The organism is Ketobacter sp. GenoA1 (assembly GCF_003671475.1).
Classification (GTDB): Bacteria; Pseudomonadota; Gammaproteobacteria; order Pseudomonadales; family Ketobacteraceae; genus Ketobacter.
In genome coordinates this window covers 524,937-537,684 of record NZ_RCHM01000042.1, presented here as the reverse complement: position 1 = coordinate 537,684, position 12,748 = coordinate 524,937, and the positions used below count along the sequence as shown (strand labels likewise).

The following is a 12,748-nucleotide window of genomic DNA, read 5'->3' as shown; positions in this document are numbered from 1 at the left end:
CATGGCACTATACTGTATATTTTTACAGTATAGTGCCATGTTGTATTCCGAACTCCACTGTTTTACCAATTTCAGTTTTCTTAAAGGCGCCTCTCACCCGGAAGAGATGGTGCAGCAGGCCGCCGCGCTGGGGTACCAGGCACTGGCCATTACCGACGAGTGTTCCGTGGCCGGGGTGGTCCGCGCCCATGTGGAAGCCCGCCGGCACAATATCAAACTGATCATCGGCACAGATGTCATCACAGAAGAGCAACTGCACCTGGTTATTCTGGCCCCCACCCGCCGCGCCTATGGTCAGCTTTGCACCCTGATCAGCCGGGCCCGCAACCGCAGAGAGAAAGGCCAATACCAGCTGCGGGTCAACGACCTGCATCCTGCCACCAGTGAATGCCTGTTTATCTGGCTGCCCAGCCTCGGACAATGCCGGCAGCCGGATGACCACTGCCAGCAGCTGCTGACCCATTGCGGCCAACGCCTGTGGATCGGGCTGGAGAATAACCTGAGACAATCCGATCCCGAACTGAGCCGGCAACGGCAATGGCTGGCACAACAACTGGCATGCCCGGTGGTGGCCTGTGGCAACGTTCACTGCCACCTGCCGGAACGGCAGCCACTACAGGATGTACTTACCGCCATTCGCCTCAACACCCACGTCCACAGCGCCGGCTTTCAACTGCATGCCAACCGGGAAACCAGCCTGCGCCCCCTGCCTGTCATTGAGCGCCTGTATCCGGCCGCAGCCATCCATGAAACCCAGAACATTGCAGGGCAATGTCATTTCTCACTGGATGAACTGCGCTACGAATACCCCCGGGAGGTCGTACCGCCGGGACACAGTGCTCAATCCTGGCTGCGTCAACTGGTGGAAACCGGTATCAAGGAACGCTGGCACGATGGGGTTCAGCCCTCCGTTCGGGCTCAGATCGAACAGGAACTGGAGCTGATTCACGAGTTGAATTACGAATACTATTTTCTCACGGTATACGACATCGTCCAGTTTGCCCGCAGCCAGAAAATACTGTGCCAGGGGCGCGGCTCAGCGGCCAATTCCGCCGTGTGCTTCTGCCTGTTCATTACCGAAGTGGATCCCGCCAAAAGCAATCTGCTGTTCGAACGCTTTATTTCCAGGGAACGCCATGAGCCGCCGGATATTGATGTGGATTTCGAGCACGAAAGGCGCGAGGAAGTGATCCAGTTCATCTATCGCAAATACGGCCGGCAACGGGCTGCACTGACCGCCACCGTCATCAGCTACCGTATCAAAAGTGCTATTCGTGACGTGGGCAAGGCCATCGGTTTCGATCAGACACTGCTGGATCAACTGGCCAAGTCCATTGCCTGGTGGGATAAACAGGATCAGCTGCCCCAGCGCCTACAGGAACTGGGTATCGACATCCACAATCCCCGTATCCAGCGTTTCAAAGAGTTAGTGGACACCCTGTTGGGCTTCCCCCGCCACCTGTCCCAGCATGTGGGGGGCTTTATTATTTCCGCCGGGCCTTTGGATCAACTGGTGCCCATTGAAAATGCCGCCATGGCAGAGCGCACGGTGGTGCAATGGGATAAGGACGACATCGAGGCCCTGGGCCTGATGAAAGTGGATGTGCTGGCCCTGGGCATGTTGACGGCCATCCGCAAAAGCTTTGACCTGATCCAACAGCTGCGTGGCCAGCAGTGGACCCTGGCCACCCTGCCGGCGGAAGACCCTGCAACCTATGATCTGCTGCAGCAGGGGGACAGCGTGGGGGTTTTTCAGGTGGAATCCCGTGCCCAGATGGCCATGCTGCCACGGCTGAAACCGGCCTGCTTTTATGATCTGGTGATCGAGGTGGCCATCGTTCGCCCCGGCCCCATTCAGGGGGATATGGTGCATCCTTACCTGCGCCGCCGGCAGGGCCTGGAAACCGTGAGCTATGTCAGCCCGGACGTAAAACAGGTGCTGGAACGCACCTTGGGAGTGCCTATTTTTCAGGAACAGGTGATTGAGCTGGCGATGGTGGCGGCCGGTTTCAGCGCCGGAGAAGCCGACCAATTACGCCGTGCCATGGCGGCCTGGAAGCGCAAAGGGCAACTGCAGCAATACGAGGAAAAACTGGCGCAGGGTTTGTTGCACCGGGGATATTCCATCAACTTCGCCCAACGCATCATTTCCCAGATCCGGGGCTTTGGTGAATACGGGTTTCCCGAATCCCATGCCGCCAGCTTCGCTTTGCTGGTGTACGCCTCAGCCTGGCTGAAATGCCATGAGCCCGCGGCCTTCTGCTGCGCCCTGCTCAACAGTCAGCCCATGGGATTTTATTCACCATCACAGCTGGTGCAGGATGTAAAACGCCATCAGGTGGAAGTACGCCCGGTGGATGTCCAATGCAGTCTGTGGGAGCATCATCTCGAAACCGATTCACTGCACCGGCATCCCACACGGCAACCGGCTATCCGCCTGGGATTGCGGCTGGTAAAAAACCTGTCCCGCAATGCCGCAGACACACTGCTGACGCAACGGCAGGACAGGCCGTTCCAGTCCATGGCCGACCTGCAACAACGCTGCCACCTGAGCAAACGGGATATGGATGCGCTGGCCCATGCCAATGCCTTTATTGCCCTGACCCCACACCGTTTTCAGGCACGTTGGGAAGCCCAGGGCCTGCAACAGGAAACCCCCTTGCTGCAACAACAGCACCAGCAGGAAACAGCGGTGACGTTACCTGCCCCCAGCGAAGCCGAAAACCTGAACCAGGATTATCACAGCCTGGGGTTGACCCTGGGCCGCCATCCCATGGCGTTACTGCGCAATCACCCTGCGCTGAAAGGCTACAAACGCCATCAGGATCTGTATGCGTTGGGCCACAAACGGTTTGTACGCATCGCCGGGCTGGTGACCGGACGCCAACGGCCGGGCACCGCCACCGGCGTGGTATTTATCACCCTAGAAGACGAAACCGGCAACAGCAACATTGTGGTGTGGCGTGATCTGGTGGAACGCAATCGGTCCGCGGTCGTGCACTCCCGCATGCTGAAGATCAAGGGCGTGGTTGAGCGGGAAGGCAGTGTCATACATGTGATTGCCGGCCAGATTGAGGATTGCAGTCATTTGCTGGGAGAGCTGGAAACCCGCTCCCGGGATTTTCACTGATCGCCCTCCCCCATTCAGATCAGCGCTACCTCCCACACAGGCTCATACTCAGATCCGGAAGGCAGAAGGCGACTTCGATACAAAACCAACGACGACACCGGCATGTTTATCGCCACAGGCTGGAACAAGGGCCGCCTGCTCCCTCCCCGGCCCAGTCGGCCGTCCAGTCGGCCGTCCAGTCGGCCTAAGGTAACATGCGGCCGATAAGGGCGTTTTTCCACCGCCAAGCCTTGCCTAGCCAGCACTGCATGCACACTCGACAGCAGACCCTTTAACGCCGCAGTACACTCCAACTCCAATGCAACAATTCGGGATTTGGCATCCGGGAATCCACTTACCGCCACACTTTCCAGAACAAACGCCGGCACGGCCGCAAGCGCAGATTGCAGGGGGGCCTGCAGGCACAATACGGTTTCCGGTGATTGATCACCAAGGAACGCCAACGTCATATGCCGGTTCGACGCCGCCACCCAACGCACCGAGCCTTCTGCATAAAAAGGCTTGAGCCGGGTAACCGCTGAATCCAGCAGGGCACTACTCTGTGCCGCCAGAGGCACCGCCAAAAAACAGCGGATGAGATCATCACCTGTGATGTCTGTTTTCATGCTTCCATTGTGAACAACGAATCAGAAAACACAACGAAAAAAGCCCCCCGTCACGAGGGGCTAAACCTAGAGAGTAAAGAGATCAAGAATCGGCTTAGAATTTGTAACCCACACCCACCATGTAAACCAGCGGGTCAATATCGACATCGGTGGTAACCTTGGCACCGGAATCCAGCTTGATAGTGGCTTCGGTATCGATATCAATGGTCCAGATGGCGGCGTTCAGCACCAGGTTATCCGACAACTCATAGTCACACCCCAACTCAAACGCCAAACCGAACGAGTCATCCAGCTTGACACTGCCGTCGTCCACATTGGCCTTGAATTCAGATGTCAGTTCTTCATCGAAAAAGATGGTGTAATTGAGGCCCACACCCACATAGGGCTGGAACTTGGCCGCGCTGTCCATGGGAAAATACTGCACACTCACCGTTGGTGGCAGGTGCTTCAGGTCAATGGCATCAAACTCATCACCCAACCCTTTGGCGCTGACCGTGTGAGAAAACGGCGTTGCCGCCAACACTTCCACACCCACATCATCGCTCAGCATGTAGGTAAAGGTGATGCCCAGCTGGGTGTTATCATCCACATCAACCGACGTGCCCGCCACTTCGCTACCGTTAATAGCAAGAGGCGAACTGCTGGCATCAGGATCCACCATGGCAATGCCGCCGCGTAAAACCATATCGCCCTGTTCATACGCCAGCGCAGAACCCGACACCAAGGCCACACCCAAGGCCAAAACAGATACTGAAGCTTGTAATTTAGCAGCCATACTATTCCTCAACTTTTCTATGTTAAAACAAGAATCTAGAAATTTAGGTTGGGTGTAGTCTAGGGTCTGCAAAAGATGCAATAATGATCTGAATCAACATACGTGGACGCACAAAACAATAAGGACTGCACAAAATGACACAGATCAATTTTTCACGGATAACTGCCGGCTTTGTTTTAACTGCCGGCCTTTTTATGGGTGGTTGCGGATCCAATCCTGTAGCGAAAGGGGTTAACGGGAACCAGCTTGCCGACTGCCCCAGCAGCCCGAACTGCATTTCGTCAACAGCACAAAGTGAAGATAAGTTTTACCCCCACCTGACCTATCAGGGCACAACCGAGCAGGCCAAACACAAGCTTATGGAAGTACTGAATGCCTATCCCGGAGCCGAGATAGCCAACAACGGCGATCACTACATCCATGCGCAATTCACAACGGCCATCATGCGTTTTACTGACGATGCGGAGTTTTTGATATTGGAAGATGGGATTCAGGTGCGCTCCGCGTCCAGGGTGGGCTACAGCGATCTGGGCAAAAACCGCAAGCGCATGGATGAAATCAGGGAATCATTCGAGCCCTGCTGCGAATAACCGCAGGTGGCTTGCCAGCATGGCCGTATCTACGCGCCCCGTGGGTACTGCTTGAGGTACGCCTTGAGGCGATCCTGCACCGTTAGTGCTAACTTGTCGGGTTCAAACTTGGAGAGAAAGCCATTGCAGCCCACTTTCTCCACCATGGCCTGATTGAAGTTACCGCTAAGTGAAGTGTGGAGAACCACAAACATATCCTTCAAACGGGGATCATCGCGAATTTCCCGGGTCAAGCGATAGCCGTCCATCTCCGGCATTTCCGCATCGGTAATGACCATGGCCAGCTTCTGGTTGACATCAATCCCCTGATCAGCCCATTTCTTCAGCATTCTCAACGCCATGGCACCATCACTGGCGGAAATCAGAGTAAGCCCCAGTTGCTGTACTGTCTCCCGCACCTGCGCCAACCCAACCGGTGAATCATCCACCGCCAGAATCTCAACCCCCTGCACCTGGCTCACCAGATCCTGATCCAGCACCTCCTGGTTCACCCGTGTGTTATAGGGGGAGACTTCCTGCAATACCTTTTCAACATCAATAATTTCCACCAGTTTGCCATTCAACTTGGTGATGGCTGTAAGGTAATGGGCCCGCCCGGCTCCCTTAGGCGGTGGCATGATGTCTTCCCAGTTCATATTGACGATGCGGTCCACTGATTTCACCAGAAAGGCCTGCACCGTCATGTTGTATTCAGAAATAATTATATTGCAGTGCTGGCGATCCTCGATCGGACCCAAACCAATGGCGGCACCCAGATCAATCACGGGAATGGTTCTGCCCCGGGTATGGGTTACCCCCACAATATGCGGATGACTCTGTGGCAGACTGGTTAATTTGGGCAAGGTCTGCACTTCCTGAATCTTGAAAACATTCAGCGCAAACAAACTGCCGCGTTGCAAACGGAATAACAGCAACTCCAGGCGGTTCTCCCCCACTAACTGCGTCCGCTGATCCACTGAATCCAGTATTCCGGCCATGTTCAACCCACATCTCGACGATAAGTACTTGTTTCAGTGTAGACCAGCCCGGAACAGGGCTCTTATGACCATTTGCTATAAACAGAGAAATCCCGCCTCGCCTCAAACACCTCGTCTAAACTCAATGGGAACGCTTCATCACCCGCTGTTTACCCGTTGGAGTTTGAATGGAATCACACCACATTCTGCTGGCTCGCCAACCCATTTTTGACCGGGATCTAAACCTTTTCGCCTACGAACTTCTGTTCCGCCCTCCCCACCCCTCTGAATGGGTCTGGGATGGAGACCTGGCGACATCACAGCTGGTCATCAATGCCTTTACCGAAATCGGCATCGACAAGGTATGCGATAACAAAACTGCGTTCATCAACTTCACCCAAAAATGGTTACTGTCACCACCCCCATTTGATGCCCGTCACGTCACCGTTGAAATACTGGAAGACGTGGAGCCGGATCAGGATGTGATTGACGGGGTTAGAGCACTGCTAAAAGCCGGCTTTAGCATCGCTCTGGACGACTTTGAATTTGACGAAAAATGGCAGCCCCTGCTGCAGATGGCCCAGATTGTGAAAATCGATGTGCTGGCCCATACCAGCAGCGCACTGGCACAACTGGTGCAACAACTTAAGCCCTACCAAGTTAAGCTGCTGGCAGAAAAAGTGGAAAGCCACGAGGTACTGGAGCACTGCAAGGCACTGGGCTTTGAATACTTCCAGGGCTATTTTCTCTCCCGTCCCCAAAACGTGCACGGGGAACCCATGCCCGCCAACAAAATTGTCGTTATGCGGTTGTTGGCGGAACTGCAGAATCCGGATGCCTCGGTGACCAATCTGGAAGACATCATCACCAGTGATATCAGCCTCAGCACCAAAATCCTGCGTATCTGCAATACCGCCCAGTACGCCACTCAAAGTAAAATCGACAGCATACGGCGGGCTGTTGTATTGCTGGGTATGCAGACCTTGAAACAATGGTCCAGCCTGATTGCCTTGTCGCGCATGTCGGACAAACCCAGTGAATTGATCTGCCTGACCCTGAGCCGGGCCAAGATGATGGAACTGCTGGCCAAGGCCAGCGGTAAAAACAACCCGGAAACCTATTTTACCGTAGGGATGTTTTCATTTATCGACGCGTTCTTTGATCAACCCAAAGAGCAGCTCCTCAAGTCATTGCCTTTTGAAGAGGCGATCAATGCCGCCCTGTTACATTTTGCCGGTGATATCGGTACACTACTGCGCAACATCATTGCTCACGAGCGTGGCGATTGGAACGCAATTCAGTGGCCTGAGCTGGCGGCCTTAGGTATCGAAGAAAGTCTGTTTGAACAGGCCTATCTGGAAGCCCTACTGTGGACCACTGAGATCATGAAATCCCTGCTCGAATAGGCTTTGCCCAACCAACCAAGAACACGAAGATACCCCATGCCAGAACACCTGGTTGATATCGGCGTCAACCTCACTGACCGCGCCTTCCACAACGACCTGGATCAAGTTATTGCCCGCGCCCACGAGTCGGGGGTTGGAACCATGATTGTGACCGGCACCAATCTGAGCGAATCCCAACAGGCCATTGCATTATGCCAACGTCATGGTCCCGGCCTGTGGTGTACCGCCGGTGTGCATCCCCACCATGCCAAAGAGTGGACGGACCAGCACCGGCAAGCCATCACATCACTGGCCAGCGATCCTCACGTGGTCGCCATCGGGGAAACCGGCCTGGACTTCAATCGCAACTTTTCAGCTCCGGAACAACAGCGATTTGCTTTCGAGCAGCAACTGATCCTGGCCGGAGAAACCGGGTTACCTGTTTTTCTTCATGAACGGGATGCCCACCGGGAGCAATTACAGCTGTTAAAGCGTTATCGATCAACACTCAAGGGCGGGGTGATTCATTGCTTTACCGGCACTCGTGAGGAACTGGAAAACTATTTGGAGCTGGATCTGTATGTGGGCATCACCGGCTGGATCTGTGATGAGCGCCGGGGTTTACATTTACAGGAACTGATTCATCTTATTCCGGAAGATCGCTTGCTGCTGGAAACAGACTGCCCCTACCTGTTACCGCGCACCCTGCGCCCCAAACCCAAATCCCGCCGCAATGAACCGGCTTTTCTGGCGCATATCCATGAACAGATTGCCAACCTGCTGCAGGCCGACCCGACAAGCCTGGCCCGGAAAACCACGAGCAATGCCAAACGGCTGTTTGCACTGAGCTGATTTTCCGCCCGACACCCGTCACTGCGCTAGCTTTACTCCGGAAGAAAATCCACCAAGGCCTGCTGATCAAAGGGCCAATTCAGCTCAGTGTCATCCCGCATCCGGCGTATCACCGGAATGCGCGTGCCATAACGCTCTACCAGGGTATCGGAGTGGGCAATATCCACTTCCCTGACCTCGAAGTACTCCGGCGCCAGGGTAGCCTGGTAGATTTGGCGTGCCACATCGCACAGATGACAGCCTGCGGTGGTGTAGAACACCAGTTCTTCTTTCATCACTTCACTTGCCCTTCATACCCGGTTCCTGATCCGCGTTATCCAGCACCACACCGGAGCGCCAATAGCCACCGTCGGTAAACGCCATCCAGCCCCATTGCAGCCAACGCAGGATATGCACCACCAGCCACAAGGACCAGACCAGCATAAGCAACCGGTAAATCCAGATTGGTACGGACACAAACCAGGCGGATCGCAGCGCCCCGGTTCCACGATCCACAAACCAGTTCAGCGCATACTGACTGGATGCGTTCCCGGTAACACCCATGTCGGGGCTGCCGATCAGGCCCTTGGGCACCGCCGCCAGCAATGCTGCCAGCGTGGTCAGACTCAACAGCACGATCACCGCCTGCAGAGCATTGAACTGCACCCGGTTCAACTTTTTCACCCAGGGCTGCCGGCGCTGGTGCAGCAGGAAGAACCACGCCACCACCGGCACAATGGTTTCCACCCAGCCGGCACAGAGGCCCACCATCAACACAATCCAATGCCAGCTGCGCAAAGGCAGCCCCTGAAAGCGACCCAGTACAAACCCCACCAGCACCAAGACCAGCAGCACGCCCCAAAAGAGAATCGCCGGCCCCATGTCGGGCCCGCCCACAAACAACACCCAGCGATTACGCGGCACATTTACCCGCAATTGGTGGTTCACATAATCATCATTAATGTCCACCACCGGGGATGGATTCTGCCACAGAATACCTTGTGGCTGACGCCACTCAACGTCAATCCAATGCTGCCCTGGATTAAGCGGCACGATCAACAGCGGATTCTGTTCATCCACCGCGCGCAACTCTTCATTAACCTTAACCGACTTAACCCGCGCATCCTGAGGCAGCTCGATACGTTGCTCGCTGCCTTTGCTGGTCAATACATGCAGTCGCAGATTACCTCTGGATTCGCGCACCCCCGGTTCCCATACCTGCTTGACCTGATCAATGGTCTTGGTGGCGCCGGCCATCGCTTCCGGCCGGGTTATTTTCAACGTTAAGCCTTCCCCCGGATAGGGGTACCAGCGGGGCTGCCAACCAGCGCCGGACGTGCCCTCCTTGGCCGGTGCCAACCCTTCGTATTCCAGATGCCAGAGTGGTGACACCTCGACCTGCCATTGCTCTGCCCAGTGTGCCGTAGCTTCTGCCGACAGGGTCAGCATCGAGGTCTTTTCCAGGGATGAAAACCAGGTCAGCTGTTTCTCGCCGGGGCGCAATACAACCCTGGCACGGCCGGATTCCACTTCCACATCACGGCTGGTAACCGATTCACCGGCAATCAGGGGGATATCCAGATTGATGCCACCATCCAACGGAGCAACACGCTGTACCCGGGTTTCCATATACCAGTTGCGCCCCAGCCGCAGAGTACGCTGCACCGTCACAAAGGCAGCCATGGGATCGGGTGTAATCTGGGACGGTTCACTGGACACCGCCTGACGGGCGCTGTCCACCGGGTGCAAATACAGTGTATTGGACAGCAATCTTCCGTTATCGAGGCCCTGTACAATAAAATCCTGACTGTTCACTTCAATATTGTGGGGCTGAACCCCAAAGGTCAGCTGAAAGGCCTTCAGTGACTCCAGATTACCGCTGACGGACACCCGGTGATCACCGGCAGGCACGAACACCAGCATGCGCCCGCTTTGATCCCCGGACCAGGTGGCGCTGTGGGGTTCACCATTCAACAACACACTGTCCACACGCCATTGTTTTTGGCTGTCCGGTAGCGTCCAGTACACCGCTTGCTGGGCATTAAGAGTGAAATGAGCGGTCACCCGGGTAGCCTCCGACACCAGCACCGTGCGCACAATGGACAAGCAGGCGGGCGTACAATCCTGCCGCTGCAGTTGATATTGGGCCAGCTCCCGCAGCAGATTCTGATCCGGAAATTCAGCATGGGCCTGGCGTGTTGTGGGCAGCAACAGCACCATCACCACCAGCGCCAGGGCACTGGATGATAGGGGAGCCCGCCACAGGGACCATTGCCACTGACCGGCCCGCCGGGAAAGCCCGAACAACGCCGCAATCACCAACACCGACAGCAGCACCCGCAGCCAGCACAATATGCGGTTTTCCATTGGAGCCAACAGCCACAAGGTAATGGTTTCCCCCGCTGTTACCGGGCCCGCCCAATGCAGAATGGTTCGCTCCCATTGCCAATTCGGCTGCCCCGGCCCGGTCTGTGCCGCCAGATTGGGATCCCGTTGTTCCAGGCGTTCACGCGGCGCAACCGCTGGCAGGACGGCAGCGGGTTCCGCTACGCTGCGTGCCAGGTTCTCCATTTTGTCCATGCCACTGGCCATGTCATCCTGTTGGGAAAACGGCAGACTGTGCTCGGCAACGGGCCCGGATCCCATTTGATTCCAGGGTTGCGCCAATTGAGGATACAGCCCCAAACGGGCTTGCTGCACCATAAAGCTCAACAGCCACAGCACCAGTAACAAGGCGCTGGCGGTGCCATACAGGGTAAACAGTTTTTTCAGGCGCCCCGTTGGCAACACAAACAACAACGCCATCACAGCAATAACGTTCAACAACAGATAAAGAAACAACGTGGCTTCAGGGTAGATCAACAACAACGAAGCCCCGGTAATCACGCCCGACCAGAGGCCACGCAGTTTGAGCATCGCCGCTACCGTGATCAGAACGATGAACACATCCCATACGTTCCAGCTGTCCACCCAGGTATTGGTGGAGCGCTCCATTCCCGCTGCCATCAACACCCGCCAACCGGGTGGAATATGCAAGGTGGCACTGACCCGGTCCATATCGTGCAGCCAACCCACCGCCGGTAGCCGCTGTTTATGAGTACCCGGCTTTAACATAAGCCGGCTTAACGCCTGGGCCTGAAGATGATTCTGCCTCACCTCCACCCCCTGCACACCATCACTCACGGTGATCACCTGGGGATCACCGTTCAGGGTGAGGCTACCCAGTTGCTGGCCGGGGTCCACCTGCAAACGCCAACCACGATTCATACTGCCCTGAATATGATCCCGCGCCGTCAACCCTGTGCCATTGAAATCCAGCCACAGATCCCGGTTGATATTCAACTGATTGGGTGCAGGTTGGGGATCACCCCGCCTCAGCTCCATCAACGATATCACCTGGCCCTGACGCACATGATAGGCCGGCCACTGCTGCCAGCGCTGCGGCAAGGCGGTTTGTGACGGGTCCAGACCTTCAGCGCCTTCCACTCTCACCTGACGCAACGCCGGCCGGGCCTCAAATACCCAGATTTCCTCCTCCGGCCAGAAGCCCTCTTCACTGGTTTCAAAAAATACTTTCTCAACAGGACCATTGTGATGCGCCAGCAACTGAACCTGCCACTGTCCCGCACGCAATTGCATGCGCAGGCGTCCATCGCCGTCCACACGGGCGGGCAGCGGGCTGTGTATTGCACGCGGGGTGAAGGCATCAAACAGAATCTTACCCAGCACCACTTCCCGTGCTTTGCCCGCCACTTCAAGATCAACCCGGGTTTCCATAACAAAGGGGATCTCATCCACCAGGCGCCGATAAACACGCACCGTTAATTTATCCTCGGACGCCTGTTCGGCTTGCTCCGGCCGCGAAACCCGTGCGCTGAACCATAGCCTGCCTTCGGCGTCGATATTCGGAGGGATGAGGCGGTCGTCTATTTTCAGGCTGACCAGGGCAGCAGAAGGCGGCAGCAGGATGGATTCGGGAATCCGTTGCCAGGGGATAAAGCCGGCAATATTGTGCTTACCGGGCTCTAATTGAATGGCAGGCCTGCCGCCCTGGTCCAGCACCAGCCCACTGATGGCATTCACCAACACCGATTCCGGCCAATAGCCTTCGCCCCCCGGCAAGGGCACCTGCCCCCGCCGAAACAGCTGCCATTGCTGCTCAAAATGCAATCCGGTTGCCGTTACATTGAGATAAAGGGTAGCGGGCCAACGGCACTGGCGCTGATCAAAAGCGGCCGGGGAAAACGGGCAATCAATATCCGGATGATCTTTTAAGGCCCAATTCTGCCAGGGTTGCAATGGCTCCGGTAACGACGGTTGCGCCGGCGCGATCCCGGGACCCAATAGACAGAGACAGCCAAACCACAGCAGGCAACGCCACAGCATTTCATTACTCCCCGACAGTCCAATCACCAATAACAAGAGGGCCCTCACGGGCCCTTTGTTTCAGAATAAACAGCTTATACGAGTTGAGAC

General features: G+C 56.0%; 9 protein-coding genes. 4 read left to right on the top strand and 5 right to left on the bottom strand.

Annotated elements, in window-relative coordinates; genetic code table 11:
* Positions 1-37: 37 nt before the first annotated feature.
* Complete coding sequence (locus D9N13_RS16540; protein WP_290592322.1) at positions 38-3,130, top strand: error-prone DNA polymerase; 3,093 nt, start codon at positions 38-40, stop codon at positions 3,128-3,130.
* Positions 3,131-3,144: 14 nt separating this feature from the next.
* Here the strand turns inward: D9N13_RS16540 and thpR are convergent, their stop codons facing one another.
* Together thpR and D9N13_RS16530 are read right to left on the bottom strand one after the other, a co-directional pair.
* Positions 3,145-3,735 (bottom strand): RNA 2',3'-cyclic phosphodiesterase, encoded by a 591-nt coding sequence (thpR, locus tag D9N13_RS16535; protein WP_290592320.1) that lies wholly within the window; start codon positions 3,733-3,735, stop codon positions 3,145-3,147.
* Positions 3,736-3,829: 94 nt separating this feature from the next.
* A complete protein-coding gene (locus D9N13_RS16530) occupies positions 3,830-4,510 on the bottom strand; it encodes an OmpW/AlkL family protein (protein ID WP_290592318.1) in 681 nt (226 codons plus the stop codon).
* Positions 4,511-4,644: 134 nt separating this feature from the next.
* Between D9N13_RS16530 and D9N13_RS16525 the strand changes: the two genes are divergently transcribed.
* Positions 4,645-5,100, top strand: a complete 456-nt coding sequence (locus D9N13_RS16525) for a DUF1499 domain-containing protein (protein WP_290592316.1) — start codon at positions 4,645-4,647, stop codon at positions 5,098-5,100.
* Between the two features lie 29 nt (positions 5,101-5,129).
* On the opposite strand, the gene D9N13_RS16520 is transcribed toward D9N13_RS16525, so the two are convergent.
* Complete coding sequence (locus tag D9N13_RS16520) at positions 5,130-6,077, bottom strand: chemotaxis protein CheV (RefSeq protein WP_290592314.1); 948 nt, start codon at positions 6,075-6,077, stop codon at positions 5,130-5,132.
* Positions 6,078-6,244: 167 nt separating this feature from the next.
* On the opposite strand from D9N13_RS16520, the gene D9N13_RS16515 reads away from it, so the two are divergent.
* Complete coding sequence (locus D9N13_RS16515) at positions 6,245-7,462, top strand: EAL and HDOD domain-containing protein (protein ID WP_290592312.1); 1,218 nt, start codon at positions 6,245-6,247, stop codon at positions 7,460-7,462.
* 36 nt (positions 7,463-7,498) lie between these two features.
* Positions 7,499-8,293 carry a TatD family hydrolase gene (locus D9N13_RS16510; RefSeq protein ID WP_290592310.1) on the top strand — a complete coding sequence of 265 codons (795 nt, stop codon included), beginning with the start codon at positions 7,499-7,501 and terminating at the stop codon, positions 8,291-8,293.
* Between the two features lie 32 nt (positions 8,294-8,325).
* Here the strand turns inward: D9N13_RS16510 and D9N13_RS16505 are convergent, their stop codons facing one another.
* On the bottom strand, positions 8,326-8,568 hold the full coding sequence (locus tag D9N13_RS16505; protein ID WP_290592308.1) for a glutaredoxin family protein: 243 nt from the start codon (positions 8,566-8,568) through the stop codon (positions 8,326-8,328).
* 4 nt (positions 8,569-8,572) lie between these two features.
* The gene (locus D9N13_RS16500) at positions 8,573-12,658 is read right to left on the bottom strand and encodes a hypothetical protein (protein WP_290592306.1); all 4,086 of its coding nucleotides are present in this window, start codon (positions 12,656-12,658) and stop codon (positions 8,573-8,575) included.
* Between the last annotated feature and the right edge of the window lie 90 nt (positions 12,659-12,748).

Coding starts and splice junctions, on each gene's coding strand:
- D9N13_RS16540 (WP_290592322.1), top strand. CDS start 38: ATGTTGTATTCCGAACTCCACTGTTTTACCAATTTCAGTTTTCTTAAA.
- thpR (WP_290592320.1), bottom strand. CDS start 3,735: ATGAAAACAGACATCACAGGTGATGATCTCATCCGCTGTTTTTTGGCG.
- D9N13_RS16530 (WP_290592318.1), bottom strand. CDS start 4,510: ATGGCTGCTAAATTACAAGCTTCAGTATCTGTTTTGGCCTTGGGTGTG.
- D9N13_RS16525 (WP_290592316.1), top strand. CDS start 4,645: ATGACACAGATCAATTTTTCACGGATAACTGCCGGCTTTGTTTTAACT.
- D9N13_RS16520 (WP_290592314.1), bottom strand. CDS start 6,077: ATGGCCGGAATACTGGATTCAGTGGATCAGCGGACGCAGTTAGTGGGG.
- D9N13_RS16515 (WP_290592312.1), top strand. CDS start 6,245: ATGGAATCACACCACATTCTGCTGGCTCGCCAACCCATTTTTGACCGG.
- D9N13_RS16510 (WP_290592310.1), top strand. CDS start 7,499: ATGCCAGAACACCTGGTTGATATCGGCGTCAACCTCACTGACCGCGCC.
- D9N13_RS16505 (WP_290592308.1), bottom strand. CDS start 8,568: ATGAAAGAAGAACTGGTGTTCTACACCACCGCAGGCTGTCATCTGTGC.
- D9N13_RS16500 (WP_290592306.1), bottom strand. CDS start 12,658: ATGCTGTGGCGTTGCCTGCTGTGGTTTGGCTGTCTCTGTCTATTGGGT.